22 protein-coding genes are annotated in these 23,838 nt (G+C 45.9%); 15 read left to right on the top strand and 7 right to left on the bottom strand.

Annotated elements, in window-relative coordinates:
* The first annotated feature begins 39 nt into the window (after window positions 1–39).
* Window positions 40–282, top strand: a complete 243-nt coding sequence (locus K5Q73_RS07805) for a hypothetical protein (protein ID WP_259650741.1) — start codon at window positions 40–42, stop codon at window positions 280–282.
* A gap of 68 nt (window positions 283–350) precedes the next feature.
* Here K5Q73_RS07805 and K5Q73_RS07800 read toward each other — a convergent pair whose 3' ends face one another.
* Entirely contained in the window at window positions 351–1,043 is a 693-nt protein-coding gene (locus K5Q73_RS07800) for a TetR/AcrR family transcriptional regulator (protein WP_220760894.1), read from the bottom strand.
* 262 nt (window positions 1,044–1,305) lie between these two features.
* Here K5Q73_RS07800 and K5Q73_RS07795 point away from each other — a divergent pair, with 262 nt between their 5' ends.
* Window positions 1,306–3,036 carry an OPT family oligopeptide transporter gene (locus K5Q73_RS07795; RefSeq protein WP_220760892.1) on the top strand — a complete coding sequence of 577 codons (1,731 nt, stop codon included), beginning with the start codon at window positions 1,306–1,308 and terminating at the stop codon, window positions 3,034–3,036.
* 118 nt (window positions 3,037–3,154) lie between these two features.
* Here the strand turns inward: K5Q73_RS07795 and K5Q73_RS07790 are convergent, their stop codons facing one another.
* The 3 genes from K5Q73_RS07790 to K5Q73_RS07780 all read right to left on the bottom strand — a co-directional run bounded on the left by K5Q73_RS07790 (window position 3,155) and on the right by K5Q73_RS07780 (window position 6,527).
* Complete coding sequence (locus tag K5Q73_RS07790) at window positions 3,155–3,589, bottom strand: hypothetical protein (protein WP_220760890.1); 435 nt, start codon at window positions 3,587–3,589, stop codon at window positions 3,155–3,157.
* 37 nt (window positions 3,590–3,626) lie between these two features.
* Window positions 3,627–5,069, bottom strand: coding sequence for a pyridoxal-dependent decarboxylase (locus K5Q73_RS07785; protein WP_220760888.1), 1,443 nt, complete (start codon window positions 5,067–5,069; stop codon window positions 3,627–3,629).
* Between the two features lie 189 nt (window positions 5,070–5,258).
* Complete coding sequence (locus K5Q73_RS07780; protein WP_220760887.1) at window positions 5,259–6,527, bottom strand: amidohydrolase family protein; 1,269 nt, start codon at window positions 6,525–6,527, stop codon at window positions 5,259–5,261.
* Window positions 6,528–6,738: 211 nt separating this feature from the next.
* Here K5Q73_RS07780 and K5Q73_RS07775 point away from each other — a divergent pair, with 211 nt between their 5' ends.
* The gene (locus tag K5Q73_RS07775) at window positions 6,739–7,437 is read left to right on the top strand and encodes an SOS response-associated peptidase family protein (protein ID WP_220760885.1); all 699 of its coding nucleotides are present in this window, start codon (window positions 6,739–6,741) and stop codon (window positions 7,435–7,437) included.
* Window positions 7,438–7,456: 19 nt separating this feature from the next.
* On the opposite strand, the gene K5Q73_RS07770 is transcribed toward K5Q73_RS07775, so the two are convergent.
* The 3 genes from K5Q73_RS07770 to K5Q73_RS07760 all read right to left on the bottom strand — a co-directional run bounded on the left by K5Q73_RS07770 (window position 7,457) and on the right by K5Q73_RS07760 (window position 10,801).
* A complete protein-coding gene (locus K5Q73_RS07770) occupies window positions 7,457–8,524 on the bottom strand; it encodes a phosphotransferase enzyme family protein (protein ID WP_220760883.1) in 1,068 nt (355 codons plus the stop codon).
* Between the two features lie 96 nt (window positions 8,525–8,620).
* Window positions 8,621–9,526: an NTP transferase domain-containing protein gene (locus tag K5Q73_RS07765; protein WP_220760881.1), complete on the bottom strand. Its 906-nt coding sequence runs from the start codon at window positions 9,524–9,526 to the stop codon at window positions 8,621–8,623.
* Between the two features lie 144 nt (window positions 9,527–9,670).
* Window positions 9,671–10,801: a DUF805 domain-containing protein gene (locus K5Q73_RS07760; RefSeq protein ID WP_220760879.1), complete on the bottom strand. Its 1,131-nt coding sequence runs from the start codon at window positions 10,799–10,801 to the stop codon at window positions 9,671–9,673.
* A gap of 342 nt (window positions 10,802–11,143) precedes the next feature.
* Between K5Q73_RS07760 and gmk the strand changes: the two genes are divergently transcribed.
* The 12 genes from gmk (at window position 11,144) to K5Q73_RS07700 (ending at window position 23,836) form a co-directional block, all read left to right on the top strand.
* Complete coding sequence (gene gmk / locus K5Q73_RS07755) at window positions 11,144–11,767, top strand: guanylate kinase (protein WP_220760877.1); 624 nt, start codon at window positions 11,144–11,146, stop codon at window positions 11,765–11,767.
* A 61-nt stretch (window positions 11,768–11,828) separates the two neighbouring features.
* A complete protein-coding gene (gene rpoZ, locus K5Q73_RS07750; protein WP_012004474.1) occupies window positions 11,829–12,113 on the top strand; it encodes a DNA-directed RNA polymerase subunit omega in 285 nt (94 codons plus the stop codon).
* A gap of 13 nt (window positions 12,114–12,126) precedes the next feature.
* Entirely contained in the window at window positions 12,127–14,232 is a 2,106-nt protein-coding gene (gene spoT, locus K5Q73_RS07745; RefSeq protein WP_220760876.1) for a bifunctional GTP diphosphokinase/guanosine-3',5'-bis pyrophosphate 3'-pyrophosphohydrolase, read from the top strand.
* A gap of 39 nt (window positions 14,233–14,271) precedes the next feature.
* The gene (locus K5Q73_RS07740) at window positions 14,272–14,655 is read left to right on the top strand and encodes a RidA family protein (protein WP_220760874.1); all 384 of its coding nucleotides are present in this window, start codon (window positions 14,272–14,274) and stop codon (window positions 14,653–14,655) included.
* Window positions 14,656–14,783: 128 nt separating this feature from the next.
* The gene (gene trmH, locus K5Q73_RS07735) at window positions 14,784–15,470 is read left to right on the top strand and encodes a tRNA (guanosine(18)-2'-O)-methyltransferase TrmH (protein WP_220760872.1); all 687 of its coding nucleotides are present in this window, start codon (window positions 14,784–14,786) and stop codon (window positions 15,468–15,470) included.
* 272 nt (window positions 15,471–15,742) lie between these two features.
* Window positions 15,743–17,398 carry an AMP-binding protein gene (locus K5Q73_RS07730; RefSeq protein WP_220760871.1) on the top strand — a complete coding sequence of 552 codons (1,656 nt, stop codon included), beginning with the start codon at window positions 15,743–15,745 and terminating at the stop codon, window positions 17,396–17,398.
* 180 nt (window positions 17,399–17,578) lie between these two features.
* Complete coding sequence (locus K5Q73_RS07725; RefSeq protein WP_220760869.1) at window positions 17,579–18,502, top strand: calcium/sodium antiporter; 924 nt, start codon at window positions 17,579–17,581, stop codon at window positions 18,500–18,502.
* Between the two features lie 217 nt (window positions 18,503–18,719).
* Window positions 18,720–20,795, top strand: a complete 2,076-nt coding sequence (gene recG / locus K5Q73_RS07720) for an ATP-dependent DNA helicase RecG (RefSeq protein ID WP_220760867.1) — start codon at window positions 18,720–18,722, stop codon at window positions 20,793–20,795.
* A gap of 142 nt (window positions 20,796–20,937) precedes the next feature.
* Entirely contained in the window at window positions 20,938–21,804 is an 867-nt protein-coding gene (locus tag K5Q73_RS07715; RefSeq protein ID WP_220760865.1) for a DUF3014 domain-containing protein, read from the top strand.
* Between the two features lie 244 nt (window positions 21,805–22,048).
* Window positions 22,049–22,774, top strand: coding sequence for a beta-ketoacyl synthase chain length factor (locus K5Q73_RS07710; protein WP_220760864.1), 726 nt, complete (start codon window positions 22,049–22,051; stop codon window positions 22,772–22,774).
* Window positions 22,767–23,585, top strand: a complete 819-nt coding sequence (locus K5Q73_RS07705) for a 1-acyl-sn-glycerol-3-phosphate acyltransferase (RefSeq protein WP_220760862.1) — start codon at window positions 22,767–22,769, stop codon at window positions 23,583–23,585. Before K5Q73_RS07710 ends, K5Q73_RS07705 begins: the two co-directional genes overlap by 8 nt.
* Window positions 23,582–23,836 (top strand): phosphopantetheine-binding protein, encoded by a 255-nt coding sequence (locus K5Q73_RS07700; protein WP_220760860.1) that lies wholly within the window; start codon window positions 23,582–23,584, stop codon window positions 23,834–23,836. The genes K5Q73_RS07705 and K5Q73_RS07700 overlap by 4 nt, the downstream gene beginning before the upstream one ends.
* The last annotated feature ends 2 nt before the right edge of the window (window positions 23,837–23,838 follow it).

The following is a 23,838-nucleotide window of genomic DNA, read 5'->3' as shown; positions in this document are numbered from 1 at the left end:
ATTCACCCCAGGATTTTTGCTCAAGTATCAATAGGAACTGTGAGTAATTACATCGCCTCTTCAGCACGAGATTATATCGAAGAGGCCTACAACAGTGCCGATATCGAGACAGAACCTTTTATTCATGTCTGTATGGCCAGCGCAATATGCACGTTAACGAGTGAAAGAAATGATGTGCAAAATATCGTGGTTTATGTTGTTAAGCAGGCTAAAGCAAACTGTCCCTTACTGCAGCCACTGATTGAATCCGTTCCCGAAAATAAAAGTACCAGCATGATATGACAACACAGGGCCAACTAGAGCGGCTCTGTGTAATTGAAGCAAAACAAACCGCCCTGTCAGAGCAAGCTCTAACAGGCAATCATGCCCTCTTTTTTATGCCGCCCAATGCCGATCAAGACTTTTTCATAATCAACATTTGCGTGCTCTTCACACCAACTTAATGCCTCTGTCGACTTCAACAGGTTCTCAAATACCTTTCTTAAAGGGTAATGAATGTGCTTGCCTACCGTCATCACACTTTGAGGGATCACAATACAACCTCTTTGATAAGGAAAGGTTAATGCCATCACCTCTTCTAGTTGCTCTTGGGTAACGCCCATATAACCTTGTTTAAAAGGTGCTAGCCAAAACTCGAGGGTGACTTGCCTTATTTCAGAGACGATTTGCTCAAGCCGAGCTTTTTGCGTATCGCTTGCATACATAAAAATACCCGGGTTAGCACTTAACAATAAAGTGCCAGAGCGATTTAATGTTTCCATCGAACTTGCAACAGGAGCGAGTAAGCTCAGCAAAATCTTCTCTCGATGATTTAGCGTAGTATCAGCTTGAATGTTTAATAACATCTGCTTAGTAATACCCGCATCATGAACAAACAGACTCACCAGCACATCTTCTTTGCCTGAAAAATACTTGTACAGTGTGGCTCGAGACACTTCTGCTCGTTTAGTTATATCGGTGAACTTAAACGATACCATGCCCTGCTCTAGAATCAGCTCTCTTGCAATATCAAGTAGTTTTACCTCTCTAGCCTGCCTTATCATTTACTGTCTAATCCTTAAAATTTCAGTTTTACTAATTTACCAAAAGAGACCCTATCAAGCTGCTATAAGTCCACAAAAAGTGACAGTGATCATCAATATTCACAAATAGTTAAGAAAGCAATCCACTTAATGCTCAAATGAGAGCTTGTCCTAAGACCTCAGTGAAAGATTCAACTATATTCGCTGCGTGATATCAGCATAAAACAATTCAAAAATATTTTTACTCATACCAAAAAAAGTATTTAACGAGCCTACTCGCAACATGACAGAGAAAAAACCAGCTATTAAAACACAGTCAATATCTATACGCGCCATTATCACAGGTATGAGCTTAGGTTGTCTTTTAGTGATATGTAATCTCTATATGGGGCTGCGTATTGGCTGGTCTATCAATATGTCGGTGCTATCTTCATTACTCGGATTTATTGTTTGGAAGGCGATTAGCAAAGGCATTAGCTGCCAAGAATGGGACCCTAAAGAAGCCAACATACAACAAACCACTGCCTCTGCAGCGGCCGGAACCTTATCGGCAGGATTAGCATCTGCCATCCCCGCCTACATGATCGTCAGTGATAGCCAATTAGATTATTGGCCGATGGTATTTTGGATGATCTGCATCAGTTTGCTGGGGATCTGTGTCGCCTCAGCAATAAGGCCCGCTATGCTACAAAATCCCCGTTTACGTTTTCCTGCTGGTATAGCAACAGCTGAAGTCATCAGCGATATGTTCAGCAATGCACGGGTTGCAAGACACAAAACCATTGCTCTCATTTCAGCGATGACATTCACTATGGGGCACCGAATTTTTATCCCTATGAGCTATAAACTTCCTCTAGGCTTTTCTATTCCTGGACACGGAACACTAGCGGGAACCAGTATAAGCGCTAAAAACTTAGGTTTTGTTATCGACCCTTCTTATATGCTACTGGCATTTGGCGCAATAATTGGCACAAAATCAGCTCTCAGTTTACTTGCAGGCTCGTTAATAGCCTGGTTAGGTGTGGCGCCATTTATCTTAGAGCAGGGCTGGGAACAGCCGGGTCCTACAGACAGTTACTGGTTTAGCAATCTCATTGATTGGCTAGTCTGGCCAGGAGTGGCCATGATGCTAGCTTCGGCTGTGACAACAACCTTAATATCTTTGATAAAATCAAAGAAAAGATCATCGATATCATTAATGTGGGGCTGGCAAGAATGCTTACTCCTAACGTTACTGGCCCCAATAATTATCGGCTTACAAGTTTATCTATTCGATATCAGCTGGTTTGCAGCAATAGTCGCCATCCCCTTAGCCTTTATATTTGCAGTGGTCGCAGCGCAGGTTGTAGGCGAAACCGGGATCCCACCGATAGGCGCATTAGGTAAGTTGTCGCAACTTAGTTTCTCAATGATAAGTCCTGGCAGCATAACCACAAACTTAATGACCGCCAATGTTGCCAGTGGCGCTGCGGGCCAAGCAACAGACCTACTAAATGACTTTAAAGCTGGCCATCTGCTAGGCACTAATCCACGTCATCAAATGTTTGCGCAGGCCTTTGGTATTCTAGCTGGCTGCCTAACCAGCGCTGCCGTATTCTTAGCTTTATTCCCTAACCCTGCAGAGCAATTGATGACAACGGAATGGCCTGCCCCAGGTGTGGCTGCATGGTCAGCCATTGCCTTGGCATTAACACAAGGTTTAGAGGCAATCCCTCAATCAGCTAGGTATGCAATGTTCATTGGTATGATCGCTGCAATGCTAAATGAGTTGCTACTACTTATAGTTCCCTCAAAGTGGCACTCTTATCTGCCAAGTATGTCAGCTGTAGGGTTAGCATTCGTGCTACCTGCACATATTAGTCTTATGCTCTGCATTGGCGCACTATTATCAAAGCTAGTTCGGCAACTAGCCCCCCGCTGGTCAAAACGCTTTCTTATAGCTATTGCAGCTGGCTGTATCGCCGGAGAGAGCTTAGTGGGGGTGCTAGGGTCACTGGTATTTATGATTAACTAACTTCATAATTTACTTATAACGGCAACAAATAACTGAGACAGGTAAGCTTTAGAGGCAACTCATTCATCTATAAAAAGCCGCCTCTAATAGCGGTGTAATTACTCGTGTTAAATCCTCCCTATGCCGCTTGCAGCTTATTGGTGTCATTCAAGCCTGTATATATTTTACCTACTGCAAACTCGGCAATGAGAATAGTAAACACAACGGCAAAGAAAGCGACGACACCATTGAAGGGGCCGCTAAATGAGACCTTTTCGTCAAACATCACATTTATCGCTTCAAGGATCATAAACTTGCTGCCCACCAAGATAATGTAGGTGCTAATGCCTCGATATACTTTTGCCGCCCTGCCGGGTTTAGCCTTAAAAAAGGCGGCCACCATATGCTCTGTTTTAATCGACAGCTTTAGTAGCGTCAGCAAAAGTAATGCAGCAACAAGTGAAACGCTGAAGGACTCGATAGAAACCCAGTGCCAATACTCATTAAAGAAATTGAGCACTGTTAAATAAACCAATATGGCTAGGCTAGCCCCTACAAATCGTTGCTGAGTCATACTTCCTCCACTCTCTTTGCTCGTTGAGTTCATATCGTTAAGCCGACTTAGGCAATAACGCTTTTTCGATGTTAAACGCTTCAATGATCTTGTTTGCTGAAATATCAATATCCTCTATCGAGGTGTGATAATTCAGCACTGAAAACAGCATGGTCTTTAAGCCTTTGTAGCCTGATGTTGATGGATAAAGATATCCATCCTGCTGCAGTCTATGTACCACGCGAGCGGTGAGCTCATTGCGATATTCCACATCACCAGTGCCAAATTGCGCTGAGAATCGATTCGACACCACATCATTAAGAATGGTTATGCCGTCCACTTCTCTCAAAGTATCAGCCATGCGCTTGGCCAAGGCGCAGCAGTTATCTAAATGGTTAACGATGCCTTGCTTGCCAAGCGACTTGAACGCGGCGTATACAGGCAGACCACGGGCACGCCTCGATGCGGCTATACCGTAGTTAATTGCGTTACGGTCTGGCTTATCCATGGCATCATTTAGGTAGTCGCCCATATTGCCACCGCCCATTGCCGAAGTGATTTTGGCTGGGTCTTTCACTATCACCATGCCGCAGTCATATGGCATGTTGAACCACTTATGGCCATCGGTATCTATGGAGTCTGCTCGCTCAATGCCTTTTAATAAGTGTTTTTGTTTATCGCTGGCCGCAGCCCAAAGCCCGATTGCGCCATCCACATGCAACCAAGCGTTACCATGCTTAGCAACCGCGTCAGCTATCTCGTCGAAAGGATCGAATGCACCCGAGTCAATACAACCCGCTTGGGCACAAACTAGTGTTGGACCGTTTATATCGGCTAACACACGCGCAAGCTCCTCGGGGATAAGGCGAAGATTATCGTCTGTTGGCACTTTCACTATGGTTTCAATACCCAAGCCTATCATTGAAAGTGCGCGCTTAATGGTTGAGTGAATTTGGTCACTCACGACCACATTCACCTGAGGCGCGCCATATAAACCTTTAGTGGCCACATCCCAGCCTGCATTTTCCAACAGTGAATTACGCGCGGTGATTAACGAGGTATAAATGGCTTCTTGAGCGCCTGAGGTAAAACCAACCGCAGAGCCTTTGGTTAAGCCAAGCAGCTCTACCATCCATTCAGCTGCCGTTTCTTCGGCAACCGCCATTGCAGGGCTAGACACGAAATACGGCACATTTTGATCCCATGCACTCACTAACCAGTCTGCAGCTAATGCCGCTGGAAAAGTACCACCGATGGCATAGCCAAAGAATCGTGGCCCACCTGATGCAACAAGACCTGCATCGAGCGCATATGCCATTTCATCGATAACCTGTTCTGGTGCTGTCCCTTGCAGTGGCATTTCACCCGCAATTAACTCCCGTAGCTGCTGCGATGTGATCTCTTGAGCGACAGGGCGTTCATCTAGCGACTCAAGATACGAGACTGCGTGATCTAAAGAACGCTCTAGTGAACCGCGGTAATCTTTAAAATGATGTGACATAGTTAGTACTCTTCAAGTAGGAATTTGAGTCTAATATACCAGCGATATTTTTATAAAATGGCCATTTGATGACAGTCAAAACAAAAGCTCTACCTGGCGGTAAAGTGATATGTCACAGATAGCAAAACGGCGCCTAGTTATATCAACTAAGCGCCGTTATTTGCCGTTAAATCGTTATTTGAGTCGCGATTACAGCGTGTTTTTGTAGATGATGCCGTCTTTCATAATCACTTTTTGTTTGCTGGTGTCAGCGACGCAGGCGACTCCCTCAAGTGGATTACCATCGATAATGAGCAGATCGGCATAGGCACCTTCAACCACTTGACCTAAACGGCCCTCCTGATACGGATGCTGATAGGTCGACATTTCAAATAAGCGTCCACAGTTTGAAGTCACCATACGTAGGGCGGTTATCGTGTCGAAAGTCTGCTCAATAGCGCCAAGCTCATTAAGCTGAGTAGCGTGTACGCTGGCTTCGCCGACGCAGTCGGTACCAAAGGCGATATTGTCGATCTGATATTTCTTAATCAGTTCCGCAGATTTGAGCATCGCCTTACCTACTCGCTCAGTTTTGCGATAAGTCTCTTCATTCGGTAACGGGATCTTACGCTCTGCGATAAGTGACGAGGTAAAATAAGACGGGATCACCCAAATGCCTTTGTCTTTAATGGTTTTGGCAATGTCGTCATCCATAATGGTCGCGTGCTCAAACGACATCACCCCAGCCTCTGCAGCTCGACGCATGGCGTCTGCGGTATGGATATGTGCTGCCACATAAGTACCGTAATCGGTTGCTGCCTCAACAGCCGCCTTCATCTCATCAAGGGTAAACTGCAGGGTATCGAGTGGGTCAAAGGTTGATGACGCGCCGCCACCGGCCATAATTTTGATTTGCGATGCCCCCATAAACAGTTGCTCACGCACCGCTTTTAGCACCTCAGAGCGGCCATCGGCGACCTTCATTGAGCCTTGCTTCATCATAGGCGAGTCTTCATGTTGGCCTATTCTCTCCTGCGCCTGATTTTGACGATAGTCAGAGTGCCCACAGGTTTGAGAAACCGCTGCCATTGATGGCAGAATGCGTGGCCCTTTGGCATAGCCGTTATCAATACTGTTTTTAAGGCCTAGCGTATTACCCGCTACATCACGAACGGTAGTAAAGCCGCGCATTAACATCTCTTCAGAAATACGCGCAGAACGTATCGCCACTTCTTCACGGGTCATGGTGTCAATCACATTGAATGGGGCTGACAAGGTAATATGAACGTGTGCATCCATTAGACCCGGCATCACAGTGCCTCCCTTGGCGTCGATCACCTCATCCGCAACAGATAAGTCGATGCCACCTTGGTGGGTAATTTTGCTGATCAAATTATCTTCAACAAGCACAGCAACGTTCTCTAATAGTTGGTTGTCTGTACCGTTAAAAACATTGGCGTTGATAATGAGTTTTTTCATGGTTAATTCCTCGATTGCATTGCTACATTTAAATGGATTCATCTAGCTAATGAGCAAATATTAGCAACAGAACGCGCAATTAAATGGCCATTTAGTGACACAGCAATGAACCGTGAATAGCAACAGTTCACGCCCCACTTTTAGCTCTCGCTATACTCAACTCACAATCATTCATATACTCAATGATGTGATTTATTTACGGTAATTATTTATGTGCGGCCGACTCAATATTATTGATGACATGTTTGTACAAGCGCTGATGCAAGACTTGCGAGTAAAGAACGCTGAGGAAATGCTGTTTGGGCGCTTTAAAATGCCCACCAACGACATTAGCATCGTGCGTGAAATTGATGGCGAGCGCCGCTTACAGACCGCCACTTGGTGGTTACTGCTTGAAACAGCTTATGAAGGCTTTAAACCCAGCCGTTACACTTCGTTTAATACCCGCTTTGATAAACTAAACACGCCCAATAGCGCAGGCTTTAAAGCATTTAGAGAGAGTCGCTGTGTGATTGTCGCTAGCGGTTTTGGTGAAACAGAGAAAAGAGGCAAAGAGACTTACTATCATGACTTTATTACCGAGAATTCGGCGATGGCATTTGGTGGCTTGTTTCGCGAGTGGCAACATCCTAAAACCGGTGAAACCACCACATCGTGCTCTATTATTACCAATCCGCCACACCCTGACTTACTGCCGTATCACAGTAAAGCTAGCCCGATGATTTTACCGCAAAATGAAGAAGTGCTTGATGCCTGGTTAAATCCCGCTAACCAGCAGGTAGATATGTTTGATGACTTGCTAAAACCTGCCCTTAGGCATGACTTTACGGTGCAGCAAATAAATAAGCCGAGCCAGTTCCAACCTATTGGTCAAACTGCTCGGCTTATTCCTAACGATTATTTTGTCTAGGGTGTATTTAATACAAAGCCTAGTTTAGGTAAGCGCTCAATGTGTCTTGCTGGTTCAGTAAACTTTGGTACATAGTGAACTGGTTTGCTGCGCGCTCTAAGTTGTGGCCCGGATGATGAATTTGGAAATACACATCACCATTGAGATGATCGGTTAAGAACCTCACACCTATCATCAAGCACATCACTCTAGCACCTAACCATAGACTCTTGCGTTCATCATCTGAAAGCACATCACCTAGCTCACTCAAATATCCTTTACAGATAGCACCAAAGATAGACTCTCTTACCTGCACTTTGTCTAGCGCGGTCGAGTCTTCCTCTTCAGGGCTGCAGAATGTGCGCACCATGTCGCCAAAGTCATACATCAAGTAGCCTTTCATGCAGGTATCTAAGTCGATAATGGCAAGGCTGCTCATATCACGCTTATCAAACAACATATTGTTGATTTTGGTGTCGTTATGGCAAATACGACGTGGCAGCTTGGCTTCGAGCTCAGCCAACTCTTCGAGTAACTCCGTCTGCGACATAACAAACTCAAGCCACTGCTGACATTCAGCTAATCGACCTTGAGGATTGCTCGCTGCAGCCTGAGCTAATAACTCAATGCGTCCTGGAAGATGGTGAAAATTTGGGATAACGTCTTCGAGTTGCTCGGCATCCAGCCCTGTTAATGCGCAAGAGAAGTGCCCGAAAGCCTTAGCCGCCATCTCAGCGTCGGCTTCGCAGCCTACTACATCGATACTATGGCTATGGGGCAGATAATTAATCGCACGCCAGAACCCTTGCTCACCTAAGTCAACAAACAGTGCACCGTCAACAGTAAGCTCGGGAGAAACCACCTGTAAGCGATATTCATCGGCCGTGGCTTGTTTTTGTAGATGCTGGCTAACTTTGTGGGCATTGTTAACCAAGGCTACCGGTGTTTTAAATACTTCAGTATTAATCTTTTGCAGCACAAATTCGCTATCGATACCGCGTACCAAAAAAGTATGGTTAATATGACCATTCCCTAATGGAGACACTTTGGCGCTATCTGCATCAACACCAAAATGCGACAAAACATTTTGTCTTATAAAATCAATCACCCAACACTCCAGTTATCTCTTTATCTCTGCTATCTGGGCTTGTTTATCCAGACCTTCCTTGCAGCTCATTGTTAAATATAAATTAGCTTACCGCTATTAATCTCTGATAAGGGTTTGCTGCAATTTTTCTCTTACCCAATTCACATCTTGTGGATAGGTCACGCCGTACCAAGACTCCTTGGCAACGCTGACATTAACCACCTTGCTTGGCTGCGAAGTCGACTGCTCATCGAGTCTGGCCTGTACAACCGTTGGCAAGTAACACTCGGCCTTTGGATGCTGACCATTGTGCTCAAGGAAGTGACTAAACTGATGCTCAATCACTTCAAAAATATCTGGCTTAAAGCCCCAGCAGGTCATAGATACGACTGCATCATCGGCAATAGCTAAATGCTGCCCATCTAACGTACCAGTTAAACCCTGTGGTTCACAGCGAATATCTAGCCATTCGGCGACATCAACTAGCTTGCCCGCCTCAACCTGGCATAAACCTCGATTCACGCCGCCATTTTCAGACAGGGTCAAACCGATTGGATAGGCAACCATCATCCAGTCGTTATCCATTGGCGATAAACCTTCAGCGAGTAAGCTAAAGGCGCTATCACCATAAAAATCGTCGGCATTGATCACGGCCATAGGCCCAACAACATGATTTCTCGCACTCCAAAGCGCATGGGCTGTGCCCCAAGGCTTTTGGCGTTGCGCGACATCGGCAAATTCGGCGGCAGAATTGGGTAAATCATCGAGTGACTGAATGCAATAATCGCAGCTAAAGTCATCGGCTAGCTTGCCCGCTAACGCCTCGTCTAGCATTTGAGTCAGCTCAGGGCGGATCACCAACACTGCACGACTGAATCCTGCTTTGTAGGCACTCTTTAACGATAGTTCCAACATGGTTTCACCATTTGGTCCCAGCTGTGCCAACTGCTTATCGCCGCCAAATCGGCTACCTAAACCTGCAGCTAGGATCACTAAGGTTAAATCCTGTTTGTTGTTACTCATGACTTTCTCTCAAACAATGGCGCTCTCTCAAGCGATTAAAGTGCCGCACCACGACAAGGCGAAGCAGTTTAATGAGTCTATAGGCTAATATCCAGCGCTATTAGCCTTAAAAAATCATGCAGTTCTATGCTTATAACAGTAAGCTTATAAATAAGTGCGGAAAGCGGCGACCTTACCCAATGCGGCTTGGCTCCCCTTTAAACTGAAGTTGTAACCGCAAAGGCTGACGTTACCACGTCTTGCCATATCAACAATAATCGCCTCGGTATCGAGAGGAGAAAACCTGGCCTCAGTGCCTGTATCGGCCAGTAAATCTACCACTAGCGGGCGGTATTCTGTGCCGTCATTAAAGCGCATCCGCGAGCAGGTTTTATCGCCTTTAGCGGTGGCCAAAGACCATAGGTTACTCGGCGAGCCTGATTCACCCAGCCAGCGCATGATGAGTACATCATCCTCAAGCACTAAGCTAAAGCCATCAGGCATTGCCGTTGAAATGCGCTCAGTTTGAGGCGCACTTTCAATAGCACTTTCAGACAGCGCAGCAGTTTCGACCTCAGCTTCAGAGTCAGGAATTAGCGACCAGACACTGCCAATCAGCATGACAGCAACTAACGCCCCCGTTATGCCGAATAACCACTTCTTATTAACCTGCAGCGCCTGCTGCAGTTGAGCCATATTAAACCCAGCAGGCTGAGCTCTTCTTCTGTGTAAAGGCTGTTCATCCCTGCCAGAGTCATGGTTATGGTCTTGCTGAGCTAGCTCATCAGCTTGCACAAATTCGGCGCTGCTGTCTGCCGCAAAACTGGTCGCCGCATTCTCATCACCGCCTAAAGTCGGCTCCACTCGAACCCGTTGACTAGCTTTATCTGTGGTGACTTTGCTTGAACTCATATCGACAGGACCAGCATAGCCCTGCACATAATTGGTACCGGTTGCCCCGGGTAACAAAGCTAAATAACCAATCGCTAGGCCTGCAAGCAGCAAAAGTGTCAACAACAGCATCATGCTGTGAATATGCACTAGGGTTATCAATACCAACCAAAATGGCAGTATGGTTAACAAGATTAACTTAGGCGATTTTGCACTATCACGCAGACGACGTAGGCTGCTCAAAGCCAATATAGGCGTGAGTAAAATGGCGACAAGATACAGGGGCGCCGAAGGACTGAACAGCACTACAGATAACAATAAGATGAAATAAATCAACCCACTAATAACAGCAAAACGCTGCCCATTATCGATACCATTAACACATACTAATGACTTTAACTGCATATAATTACGACCTTAACCATGACCCACGACTCGGCTATGTACCCTGTATCAGCAGTCACAGCACACCCAAATTTTATGCCCAGGCGAAAGCATAAAAAGCAAAGATGTAGCCTACCGAATTTGCCTCTCAATGTCAGTGTTTTCGGGCAATTTTATCATTAAAGATAAATGATACAGAACTGAAGAGACTCAATAAAAAATCTGACTCAAGACGATGATTTCCCCTAACTGCGACTAGCGCAAATATCACCCTAGGCTGTATAATGGCTCGCTTAACCTTTTATCGCCCGATTTTGAGCTGGTAGCTAGCTCTTATTGGTACAAACATCGGATATGCAGCTAATGACCGCTCGCGGAAACCTATTTATCGTCTCGGCGCCAAGTGGCGCAGGTAAATCATCGCTTATTTCAGCCCTATTAAGGGATCAACCTGTTGATAAGCAAGTTTCAGTTTCGCACACCACAAGGCAGCCGCGCCCAGGTGAAGAGAATGGTCAGCACTATCACTTCGTTAATCAAGAAGAGTTCAAGAGCTTAATCGCCGATGGCGCTTTTTTTGAATGGGCGGAAGTATTTGGTAACTATTATGGCACCTCTCGTGTCACGATTGAGCAAACACTCGCGCAAGGTATTGACGTATTTTTAGATATCGACTGGCAAGGTGCTCAGCAAGTTAAAGAGCTGATGCCTGAATCGATTGGTATTTTTATTCTACCGCCGTCTAAAACTGAACTAGAGCGCCGCCTAACAGGCCGCGGACAAGACAGCGAAGAAGTGATTGCAGGCCGCATGGCACAAGCTGTTTCAGAGATGTCACACTACAATGAATATGACTTCGTTTTAGTGAACGATGATTTCGACAAGGCATTGGCCGATCTTTTAGCGATCATTCGCAGTCAAAGATTAACCTCTGCTAGCCAAATTCATACGCAAAATGGTATGATTAAAGATCTGTTGGCAGGCTAACTGTCTTCATGTACAATTTTGCGTCATTTTTTCAATCGATAAAACACTGGAGTTTCCAAACATGGCTCGCGTAACTGTAGAAGATGCCGTAAACCAAATCGGCAACCGTTTTGATATGATTCTGGTTGCAGCGCGTCGTGCTCGCCAAATCGCTGTTCAGGGTAAAGACCCTATGGTTGAAGAAGAGAACGACAAGCCAACGGTTATCGCCCTGCGCGAAATCGAGCTAGGTTTAGTCACAGCTGATACTTTGGATGCCGATGAGCGCCAAACAGTTCGTGAACGTGAAGCAGCTGAAATTGCTGCTGTTGCTGCCATCGCTGAAGGCCGCAACAACGTCATATAAGGAGTAGAGTCACTTGTATCTGTTTGAAGGTCTCAAGGAGTCTGCTTCAGGTTATTTAGAACCTGAGCAGGTAGAATTACTCAAGCAGGCCTATCAGGTGGCGCGTGATGCCCATGAAGGTCAGATGCGCACGAGTGGCGAACCTTATATTACCCACCCGGTTGCGGTTGCCCGCATCCTGGCCGATATGCGTCTCGATCATGAGACGCTTATGGCCGCTCTCTTGCACGACACTATCGAAGACACCCCAGTAACCAAAGAAGAGCTGGCTGAAATTTTCAGCGAGTCAATTGCTGAATTGGTTGAAGGCGTCTCCAAGCTCGATAAACTCAAATTTCGCGATAAGAAAGAAGCACAAGCTGAAAACTTCCGCAAAATGATGATGGCGATGACCCAAGATATTCGAGTCATCTTAATCAAGCTTGCCGATAGAACCCACAATATGCGCACCTTAGGCGCTCTTCGGCCCGATAAGCGCCGTCGCATCGCCCGAGAAACCCTCGAAATTTACGCTCCGATCGCCAACCGTCTTGGTATTCATAATATTAAGAGTGAGTTAGAGGAATTAGGTTTCCAAGCCTATTACCCAATGCGATATCGCGTACTTAGAGAGGTGGTCAAAGCCGCTCGAGGTAATCGTAAAGAGCTTATCCAAAGCATTGAAGGCGCGATCAATACTCGCCTTGAAGATACTGGCCTAGAGGGCACAGTAAAGGGACGCGAGAAGAACCTTTATTCCATCTATAACAAGATGCGCAATAAAGAACTGCAGTTCCAGGAAGTGATGGATATCTATGCCTTTAGAGTCATCGTTGACTCTATCGATACTTGCTATCGCGTCATGGGTGCCATGCATGGCCTTTATAAGCCGCATCCTGGCCGCTTCAAAGATTATATCGCTATCCCTAAAGCTAACGGCTATCAGTCACTGCATACTTCACTTTTTGGTCCTCACGGTGTGCCAGTTGAGATCCAAATTCGTACCGAAGATATGGATCAGATGGCAGATAAAGGGGTCGCGGCTCACTGGCTGTACAAGAAAGGCAGCTCAGCAGAGCAAGGCACGACAACTCAAGTTCGTGCCCGTAAATGGATGCAAAGCTTGCTGGAACTTCAGCAAAGCGCTAGCACCTCTTTCGAATTTGTTGAAAACTTTAAGACAGAACTTTTCCCTGAAGAGATCTATGTGTTCACGCCTGAAGGCCGTATTTTAGAGCTACCTGTGGGTGCCACTCCGGTCGACTTTGCCTATGAAGTGCACACCGATGTGGGTAACACCTGCGTTGGCGCTAAGGTTAACCGCCAAGCTTATCCGCTCAGTCAGCCACTGATCTCCGGTCAAACCGTAGAGATAATTACCGCAAATGGCGCACGTCCAAATGCGGCTTGGCTCAACTTTGTAGTGACAGGCAAGGCACGCGCTAAAATCCGTCAGCTACTGAAAAGCTTAAAAGAAGATGATGCCGTATTACTGGGTAAGCGTCTGCTTAATCATGCACTTGGTGAAACCAAGCTAGACACTTTATCACCAGAGCAGATCGATAAAGTCGTTCGTGATACCAAGCATGACTCACTTAATTCTCTGCTTGCAGATATTGGCCTAGGCAATGCCATGAGCATTGTTATCGCGCAGCGACTGCTTGGCGATCAGGTTCATACTGAAGAGCAGAATGATGTGCCTACCATGTCTATTCGTGGTGCTGAAGGCATGTTAGTGACCTTCGCTAATTGCTGTCGTCCAATTCCAGGGGACGCGGTAATTGCTCATGTAAGCCCAGGCAAAGGCCTAGTGGTACACATGGAAAGCTGTGCCAATATTCGTGGCTACCAAGGTGAGCCAGACAAGTACATTCCAGTTCAATGGGACAGTGCTGAAGGTGTCGAATACCAAGCTAACCTTAGAGTTGAGATTGTTAACCACCAGGGTGCGTTAGCCAAAATCACTTCGATTGTAGCGTCTGCAGGCTCCAATATTCATAACTTAACCACTGAAGAACGTGATGGGCGAGTTTTCCTCATCAACCTACGTATTTCAGTGCGAGATCGAATCCATTTAGCTAACGTGATGCGTCGGATAAGAGTATTACCTGAAGTATTACGTACATCTCGGAATCGATAACAGACTCAATACTGTATTTAACCAAGACAAGGAAAGATCATGGCAGAGAAAATAATCATCGCGACCGCTAAAGCGCCACAAGCAATTGGCACTTATTCTCAAGCGGTTAAAGTGGGTAGCACAGTTTATTTATCAGGCCAGATCCCACTTGTTCCAGAAACCATGGAAATGGTTAGCAATGAGTTTGAAGCCCAAGTTGTGCAAGTATTTGACAACCTAACTGCCGTTTGTGAAGCAGCAGGTGGCTCATTAAGCGATATCGTAAAGCTGAATATCTTTATGACTGACCTAAGTAACTTCGCCACAGTCAATGAAGTAATGGGTCGTTACTTTGAACAGCCTTATCCAGCGCGTGCCGCTATCGGTGTTAAACAACTACCGAAAGATTCACTTGTTGAGATGGATGGAGTGATGGAGATTTAATCTTCACCAGCCAACCATATGGGCGCTACGGCGCCCATTTTTTTGTTTAACGTTAGCTATTTAACGTTTACCACGTTACGCTCCCAGAGCAACAACACCTAATCCAAAGTACAAAATAGAAGCCAATCATGAGTCCTGAACGTTTCGCTCGCATCAACCAAATGCTTGATAACCGCCAACCCGATCTAACCGTATGCTTAGATACTGTGCACAAAGGTAATAACATTGCTGCAGTACTGCGCACTGCTGATGCTGCCGGCATACATGAAGTCCATGCGGTTTGGTCTGAGCTAGAAATGCGCGTGTCGGGCAACACGGCGTCAGGCAGTCAACAATGGGTTAAAACTCGTGTGCACCAGAGTATGGCGCAAGCTGTTGAAGCGTTTCGCGAGCAAGAAATGCAAATTCTAGCAACGACCTTTTCAGATACTGCCGTCGATTTTCGTGAGATTGATTACACCAAGCCAACTGTGATTATTATGGGTAACGAGCGCGACGGCGTCAGCCCTGAAGGCATAGCTGCGGCGGACCAACATATCATCATACCAATGATAGGCATGGTGCAATCACTGAACGTATCGGTTGCAGCGGCGCTAATTATGTATGAAGCTCAGCGTCAACGCACCGAAGCAGGTATGTATGGCACTCGTAAACTGGATGACGCTTATTGCCAAATTAAGCTATTTGAAGAAGGTCACCCTATTTATGCCAAAGCTTGTCGCCGCAAGAAGCTGCCTTATCCTGCTATAGATGAAGATGGTCAGATAGTAGCGGATGAAGATTGGTGGCAGAAGATGCGTGCGCCTTCTGAGTGATTGCTCAGAAGCAATCTTTTAAGTCGGTTCAAAATAATCATCAATACCAGCATCATGCTGGTATTTTTATATTCGTCCCTGCTGCTACCCATTCTAAGTATTCCGCTGAAAATCAATTCAACAAAATTGTAACACTCGTTTGAAAAAGTTTGTCTTAGATCACATTTTTCGCCATACTCAAGATAGCAGCATCAGCTTATTAAACGAACGATTAAAACAATAAAACAGATATAGGCTGAATTGGAACCAACAATAATCAATATGGAAATGCGATGGAATCTTCTATGAAAACCCCGATTGAAATGCTCGAGTATTGGGTTGAAAAACAAGGTGATCAAGTTTACCTAAAGCAGCCTATTGACGGCCAATACAAGACCTTTACTTGGCGTGAAGTACAAACCAAGATGCAACAGGTTGCAGGCGCATTGAGACATTTAGGCCTCAATCCCGGTGATAAGGTTGCCGTTCTTTCTAAAAACTGTGCCGAATGGTTTATTACTGACTTAGCCCTAATGCACGGCGGTTATATCAGTGTTCCCATCTACCCAACAGCCAATGCCGATACCATTCGCTACACCCTAGAACACAGTGAAGCCAAAGCCATTTTTATCGGTAAACTCGATTACTGGGCCGATCAAGAAGCAGGCGTAGGCGGTGATATTCTGCGTATTGCCATGCCTTACGACACCATGCCATCTCAGTATCACTGGGATAAAATGCTCAATATGGGGCAGCCATTAATCGATGCCCCGCTACCAACACCTGAGCAGGTGATGACCATCATCTATACCTCAGGCTCAACAGGTAAGCCAAAAGGGGCGATTCAGAACTTTGCCAGCTACGCCTGGACCTGTACCGCGGTAGTGCGCGATCTTAAAACAGACGTTGAAGACAGACTGTTGTCCTACTTGCCACTGGCGCATATCACCGAGCGTGTCGCGATTCAGGGCTCTTCTTTCTACTCTGGCAGCAGTGTTGCATTTGTTGAAAGCCTAGACAGCTTCGTTACCGATGTGCAGCGTGCAAGACCCACAGTATTCTTCTCTGTGCCACGCCTATGGAGCTTATTCCAGAAAAATATCATCGACAAAATTGGTTACAGCAAACTTAACTTCTTACTTAAAGTACCGTTCATTAGCGGTATAGTTAAACGAAAAATCCATCAAGGATTAGGTTTAGAGCATTGTCACCTGCTGGGTTCAGGCTCGGCACCGATCCCGCCATCACTGGTTGAGTGGTATCACAAGATTGGTCTCGATATTTCTGAAGCCTGGGGCATGACTGAAAACTGTGCTTACTCAATTATTAACCATCCATTTGATCCCCGTAAAATTGGTTCAGTCGGCCGTGCGGTCGAAGGATGTGAAGCCAAGCAATCTGATGTCGGTGAGCTCTTAGTTAAGAGCCCTGGACTAATGCAAGGTTATTACAAGCAAGAAGAAGAGACAGCTAAGTGCTTCGATGACGATGGCTTCTTCCATACTGGTGACCTCTGCTCTATCGACGATGAAGGCAACGTTAGCATCACAGGTCGAGTTAAGGACAACTTTAAAACCTCTAAAGGTAAGTACGTTGCCCCCGTGCCAATTGAGCGTAAGCTGGCACAAGACCCTCATATAGAAATGCTTTGTGTTATTGGCTCTGGCTTACCACACCCAATTGCCTTAGTACAACTATCAGAAGGTGCGGCGTTGCAACCAAGGGAAGAAGTGCGAACCTCTTTAAAGAGCACCATAGATTCTGTTAACCCACACTTAGAATCTCATGAAACCGTCGATGCTATCGTTATCGTGAATGAAGCTTGGGACGTTGACAATGACGTACTCACTCCAACGCTGAAGATTAAGCGTCATGTGCTTGAGAAGAAGTTTAGTGAAAAGGTTGATGGCATACGTGGTGGAAAAATCTGTTGGGAAGACGAAATCTAAGCATTAATTAGCACTACCGAGCATTATAGCGGCACACTTCAAGGTGTGCCGCTTTGTATTAGATGCAAATTTAGCCAATTAACTAAATTTAATGATGAATGGACAGTTTTTGATTGCGCAATTTTTGAAAGAAACTATTCTTGCCATCCTTTCAGAAACATCCAAATTATAGAGTTAACCATGTTTATTTTATTGTCGATACTCGGCGGCTTTTTAATTCTTACTGTAGGCGCAGAAGCCTTAGTAAGAGGAGCAAGCCAAATAGCACTTAGACTGGGGCTTACGCCTCTTATCATCGGCTTAACTATCGTTGCCTTTGGTACCAGTGCACCTGAACTTGCAGTTAGCGTAAAATCTGCGATTGCAGGCAATAGCGGCATTGCTTTAGGTAACGTGATTGGTTCTAACATTGCCAACATCGGCCTAATTTTAGGTATCACCGCACTTATTCGCCCAATTAAGATCGAATCACAAATGGTACGCCGTGATATTCCAATCATGATTGGTGCATCGCTACTGTTCTGGAGCCTACTGCTTGATGGTGGTTTAAGCTTCTGGGATGGCGCAATTTTATTCGCATTGCTAGTGGCTTACTTAACTTTCAGCTATTTCACTGCAGAAAAGCAAACTGACGATGATGTTGAAGATACTAAGCAAAACCCTATGCTATCTGTGCTATTTATCGTTATCGGCATCAGTATGCTAGTTGGCGGCGGTATCTTGTTTGTTGATGGCGCAGTCGCTCTAGCGCAGTCATTTGGTATTAGCGAAGTGATTATCGGCCTAACAATTGTTGCTATCGGTACCAGTATGCCAGAGCTTGTAACTTCAATCGTGGCAGCACTTAAAGGCCAGAGCGATATCGCGATTGGTAACGTTGTTGGCTCAAACCTATTCAATATTTTGGGTATTTTAGGTGTGACTGCACTTATCCACCCAATTGTTGGCAGCGAAATTACCACTCTAGACTGGAGTGCGATGATTGCCTTTGCGGTTATCTTACTGCCGTTTGCTTACACAGGTCTACGTATTGGTCGTCGTGAAGCCGCAATACTGGTATTAAGCTATCTAGTCTACATTGGCTACCTAGTGGCTCAAGTTTAAGCGCTAAGTTCAGTCAATAAAAAGGCCTAAATTGCAGTCGCAGTTTAGGTCTTTTTTGTTTCTAATATGCTTGAGTTAACGCCATTACCTCCCACCGACAACAATAGCTATTGCTATAAACTGCAGCTTGACTCCCCAACCGATAAGCGTCAAATTTGCGTAAACCGATAACTCTGATAATATATGTATAAATTTACAGTGTTTGAGTGCTAACAGTTTGCAAAGACTCGATCTTGTTCCTATCACAGATCTCAAAGGCGTCGCTAAGAAGATGGCCGAGAGACTAGCTAAGTTGAGCATAACAACAGTGCAAGATCTGTTGTTTCATTTGCCGCTGCGCTATGAAGATCGCACTCAAGTTTATCCCATTGCCTCGCTTTATCCCGGCAGCTACGGCACTATCGAAGCCGTTATTCTGTCGAGCCAAATTATTCAGGGGCGCAAGCGCATGCTCACCTGCACCGTGCGCGATGATAGCGGCAGCTTAACTCTCAGGTTTTTTAACTTCTCAGTTGCCCAGCGTAACGGCTTAGAGATAGGCATGACTATTCGTGCCTACGGTGAAATTCGTCGCAGTAACCACGGTGTTGAAATTATTCATCCTGAATACAAATTGATTGCACCGGGTGAAGATCTGCAGCTAAGCGACACACTTACGCCTGTTTATCCAACAACAGAAGGGCTTAAGCAGGCGAGCTGGATTAAGCTCACCGAGCAAGCACTCACTATGTTAGAAAATGGCGGTCTACAAGAGCTGCTCCCTGCTAACTTGCAGCCCAATAATTTAGATTTAAAGCAGGCGTTACAGCTGTTACATAGACCCAATAATCAGGTTTCGCAGTTTGAATTGGAGCAAGGTACGCATCCGGCGCAGCAACGTCTTATTCAAGAAGAGTTGCTGGCTCACAACCTAAGCATGTTACGTCTGCGTCAGCGCAGTAACCGTGATAGTGCAGTAAGCATGAATGCCACCGGTCAGCTACTGAACCCGTTTCTAGCTTCACTGCCTTTCAAGCCTACAGGTGCGCAGCAACGAGTGGTTGCCGATATTACCCAAGACTTGGCTAAACACGAGCCAATGATGCGTCTGGTACAAGGCGATGTAGGCTCGGGTAAAACCTTAGTCGCCGCCCTAGCGGCACTGCAAGCCATTGAGAGTGGCTATCAAGTGGCCATGATGGCGCCAACCGAATTGTTAGCAGAGCAACACGCCATTAATTTTAAGACCTGGTTTGAACCTTTAGGATTAAAGGTCGGCTGGCTTGCCGGAAAACTAAAAGGCAAAGCCAGAGCCCAGTCATTAGCCGATATCGAATCTGGCGATGCCCATATTGTGATTGGCACCCATGCTATTTTCCAAGAGCAGGTTAAGTTTAATAAATTAGCGCTGATTATCATCGATGAGCAACATAGATTTGGCGTACATCAACGTTTAGGTCTGCGTGAAAAAGGCATTAGCCAAGGCTTTCACCCACATCAATTGATTATGACGGCAACGCCCATTCCGCGAACTTTAGCAATGACAGCCTATGCCGACCTCGACACCTCGATTATCGATGAGCTACCGCCGGGGAGAACACCGGTCACCACAGTCGCTATTTCCGAACAACGCCGCGAAGAGGTTCTCGAGCGTGTTCGTCAGGCTGCTATCAATGACAAGCGCCAAGCGTATTGGGTTTGTACCTTAATTGAGGAATCAGAAGTCCTCGAATGCCAAGCAGCCGAAGATACCGCAGAGGAGCTAAAACGTGCCCTGCCCGAGTTAAAAGTAGGCTTAGTGCACGGGCGAATGAAACCCGCAGAGAAACAGCAGATAATGGCTGATTTTAAAGCTGGAGAGCTTAACTTACTGGTTGCCACGACCGTGATTGAGGTTGGGGTAGACGTGCCTAATGCCAGCTTGATGATTATTGAAAACCCTGAGCGTTTAGGCCTCGCCCAGCTGCATCAGCTGCGTGGACGTGTGGGGCGTGGTGCAATAGCCAGCCACTGCGTGTTGTTATACAAGGCGCCGCTATCGGCAACCGCCACTAAACGACTTGGGGTACTGAGGCAAAGTAACGACGGATTCGTAATTGCCCAGCAAGATTTGGAGATCCGTGGCCCAGGTGAAGTACTTGGTACCAAACAAACCGGTATTGCCGATATGAAAATTGCCGATTTGATGCGCGATCAGGCGCTTATTCCCCATGTACAGAAACTCGCTGCCCACGTTATGCTGCAAGCTCCAAATAGTGTTGATGCCATTATTGAGCGCTGGTTAGGCGATAGAGAGCAGTTTGTACAAGCGTAAAGTGCTGATTTAGTCCATTTTAAAAATTAAATATCCTTCATAGAGCTTCAGCCTATAGACAATCTGCTTAAATTTTGCAAAATGGATTGAAGCTATACTTTTATTATTAGTCGTATCACTGCGCTGTCGCAGAGGAGTTAAAATGCAACTCAGTCAAGAAGATAGAATTTCCCCACAGGAAAAAAGTTCTGGCACAAATGGTCTGGCAATTTTGGCTATTGTTGCCCTTGTAGCGCTATCTGCTGGCGGCTACTATTACCTCAGTGGTAACGAAAAAATCGAAGAACCACAAATCATCGCGCCAGTGGTGATCCCCGATCCTATTCCAGAACAGCCACTTGAAACTGAAGCGGTTCCGGAGCCAGAAGTTATCGTAGAAGCTGAACCTGCGCAGCTACCAGAAGTGGATCCTGTTCCTGAAGTAGAGCCACTACCCGCCCTAGCCGATAGTGACCCTTATGTGCATCAAAAAGTGACTGCGGTTGCTGATGGTATGGCGATTGAACCACTATTGATTGAAGACAATGTAATCCGTCAATTTGTAGTGTTTGTTGATAACTTAGCCCAGGGCGAGTTGGCACGCAAAATGACTCCGTTAAAGGCGCCAAACAATAGTTTCACCGTATCTGAAATTGCTAATAAGACTTATATCAATCCTGACAGTTACCACAGATATGACTTATACGCCGACTTTCTAGCAAGCTTAAATGATGAAGAGCTCGCCAAGACATACAAGGAAATGACCCCGTTACTCGGTGAAGCATTTTCAGAGTTAGGCTACAGCAATACTTCATTCAACGACCGCATGCATCAAGCTATCGAAGTCATGCTGGATGCACCAATTATCGAGCAGCCAATTGAGCTTGATGGTGTCAGCGTTAACTATCAGTTTGTCGACCCTAAGCTAGAAGCGCTACCTAATGCGCAGAAGTTAATGATCCGTATGGGGCCTGAAAACTCACGTAAGGTGAAGTCAGCACTACGCCGTCTGCAAAAACAGCTTAACTAACGCCCTGCCCATCAAAGAGCCCTGAATTAACAGGGCTCGCATTTTGATTCAACATTTCTTACTCCAGGCTCACTTTTTAGCGACACTTGTATCGCAAAAGGCGTATTGTACTCCTCATTTATGTTGTAGAATGACCAGCTAATACGACGTTGTATTTGCTCTATTGGCCACAATGGGCTTAATAGGGTCAAACATTTCTTTCTACTAGTCAGGGCAATACGAAAGGATATTCGTATCTGGGGCAATGCATTTGAAGTTCAGCATTCTTTCATGGGGCGCATGGTCGCCACATTACCAACAAGCCAATGAATGGTTAACTTGGCCTAATGCCACGATTGATTATTCTACTCAGCAAATTGCCGTGCCTAAATTGGCTCATGTGCCAGCTATGCAGCGCAGAAGACTCAGTAAGCTCACCAAAATCATCCTCGAAGCGATTCACCAATGTGCGCCAGAGAAGCAATGTCGTAGCATTTTTGCCTCACAACATGGTGAGATTAATCGCACTATCGGCTTACTAAACGATATTGTCGATAAGTCAGCATTATCACCTACAGGCTTTAGTCAATCGGTGCACAATACCGCTAGTGGTATCTACAGTATTTTAAGCGGTAACCGCGCAGCATCGACTTCTATCGCTGCGGGTAAAAACACATTGAGCCAAGGGTTTATTGAGGCCTTTGGTCAGCTACACGCGGATCCTGAGCCGTTATTATTAGTCTATGCCGATGAGCAAGTGCCTCAGGTTTATCAACAGTTCTCATCAAGCCCTGAGTGGGCTATCGCCACCGCATTTATGCTTGCTCCCGCTGACGACTCACAAGTTGCGTTAGCAACACTGACTTTAACTCCAAGCAATAAACAAGTCGGCAATGAGCTCAGCATTGGCTTACTGTTATCGAGTTTGGCGGCTAAGCAGAATATAAGCGGGGTATTATCCGGCTGGCATTGGGAGCTCAACTGTGACTAGTCCAGCAGTACACAAACAAGCTATCGCACCGAGGCTATCAGGCTTGGCTTATGTCCCACGTTGGTTAGGCGGCACAACCTGCTATATGGTATTTGGACTCGGCGGCCTACTCAGCTCATTGACGATATTACCCATACTCAGGTTTTGGCCTGGCACGCCTCAGCAACGTATCGAACGTGTGCAGCGCGCAGTGCACATCATGTTTAAAGGTTTTGTACGGATGATGACTTGGGTAGGGCTTATCAAAGTCACCCACGAGGATTTAAGCCGTCTTAGCAATGCCAAAGGCATGATAGTCACGGCGAATCACCCTACCTTAATTGATGTGGTCGTATTAATCAGCTTAATACCCAATGCAGGCTGCATCGTAAAGCAGAGTCTTTGGCGTAACCCGTTTTTACGTGGCGTGGTCTCCTGTGCAGGCTACATCCCCAACCGCGGCGCCGAACTTTTGTTAGAAGACTGCAAAACTGTGCTCGAACGTGGCACCAACTTAATCATCTTTCCTGAGGGGACCCGCACCGTTATTGGCGAGAAAATTAATCCATTTGCCCGCGGCGCAGCCAATATCACCCTGCGGACTCGTAGCGACCTATTGCCTGTTTTTCTAAAAACGAATACCGTTGGTTTCAGCAAGCAACAAAAGTGGTATCAGCTACCTAGGCGAACCATTGGCATCGATATCGAAATTGGCGAAACATTGCCTTATTTACGCTATGATGCTGGCGCGGGTGGTGATGCAAAAATGGCACGCAAGATGACTCGCGACCTCGAAAACTATTATAAACAACAATTAGATAGATACTTATGAGCTTAGATAACGAAATTAAACAACTAATCATCGACTGTCTGGATTTAGAAGACGTCAGTATTGATGATATCGACTCAGAAGCCGCACTATTCGGTGAGGGTCTAGGCCTTGACTCAATTGATGCGTTGGAACTTGGCTTAGCGATTAAAAAGCAATTTGATGTGAAGATTGAAGCGAATTCTGACTCCACAAAACAACACTTCTATAGCGTTGCTAGCCTAGTCAGCTTTATTGAGTCACAACGAGCCTAGGG

Source organism: Shewanella sp. MBTL60-112-B2 (assembly GCF_019655055.1).
GTDB lineage: Bacteria > Pseudomonadota > Gammaproteobacteria > Enterobacterales > Shewanellaceae > Shewanella.
This window is presented reverse-complemented; position numbering and strand designations above follow the sequence as displayed.

Bases quoted from the DNA above. Each gene is read 5' to 3' on its own strand.
- K5Q73_RS07765 (WP_220760881.1), bottom strand. From the start codon at position 9,526: ATGAGTAACAACAAACAGGATTTAACCTTAGTGATCCTAGCTGCAGGT.
- K5Q73_RS07780 (WP_220760887.1), bottom strand. From the start codon at position 6,527: ATGAAAAAACTCATTATCAACGCCAATGTTTTTAACGGTACAGACAAC.
- K5Q73_RS07740 (WP_220760874.1), top strand. From the start codon at position 14,272: ATGGCAGAGAAAATAATCATCGCGACCGCTAAAGCGCCACAAGCAATT.
- K5Q73_RS07715 (WP_220760865.1), top strand. From the start codon at position 20,938: ATGCAACTCAGTCAAGAAGATAGAATTTCCCCACAGGAAAAAAGTTCT.
- K5Q73_RS07710 (WP_220760864.1), top strand. From the start codon at position 22,049: ATGCATTTGAAGTTCAGCATTCTTTCATGGGGCGCATGGTCGCCACAT.
- gmk (WP_220760877.1), top strand. From the start codon at position 11,144: ATGACCGCTCGCGGAAACCTATTTATCGTCTCGGCGCCAAGTGGCGCA.
- K5Q73_RS07790 (WP_220760890.1), bottom strand. From the start codon at position 3,589: ATGACTCAGCAACGATTTGTAGGGGCTAGCCTAGCCATATTGGTTTAT.
- K5Q73_RS07785 (WP_220760888.1), bottom strand. From the start codon at position 5,069: ATGTCACATCATTTTAAAGATTACCGCGGTTCACTAGAGCGTTCTTTA.
- K5Q73_RS07725 (WP_220760869.1), top strand. From the start codon at position 17,579: ATGTTTATTTTATTGTCGATACTCGGCGGCTTTTTAATTCTTACTGTA.
- K5Q73_RS07730 (WP_220760871.1), top strand. From the start codon at position 15,743: ATGGAATCTTCTATGAAAACCCCGATTGAAATGCTCGAGTATTGGGTT.
- K5Q73_RS07775 (WP_220760885.1), top strand. From the start codon at position 6,739: ATGTGCGGCCGACTCAATATTATTGATGACATGTTTGTACAAGCGCTG.
- K5Q73_RS07700 (WP_220760860.1), top strand. From the start codon at position 23,582: ATGAGCTTAGATAACGAAATTAAACAACTAATCATCGACTGTCTGGAT.
- rpoZ (WP_012004474.1), top strand. From the start codon at position 11,829: ATGGCTCGCGTAACTGTAGAAGATGCCGTAAACCAAATCGGCAACCGT.
- K5Q73_RS07795 (WP_220760892.1), top strand. From the start codon at position 1,306: ATGACAGAGAAAAAACCAGCTATTAAAACACAGTCAATATCTATACGC.
- K5Q73_RS07800 (WP_220760894.1), bottom strand. From the start codon at position 1,043: ATGATAAGGCAGGCTAGAGAGGTAAAACTACTTGATATTGCAAGAGAG.
- K5Q73_RS07760 (WP_220760879.1), bottom strand. From the start codon at position 10,801: ATGCAGTTAAAGTCATTAGTATGTGTTAATGGTATCGATAATGGGCAG.
- trmH (WP_220760872.1), top strand. From the start codon at position 14,784: ATGAGTCCTGAACGTTTCGCTCGCATCAACCAAATGCTTGATAACCGC.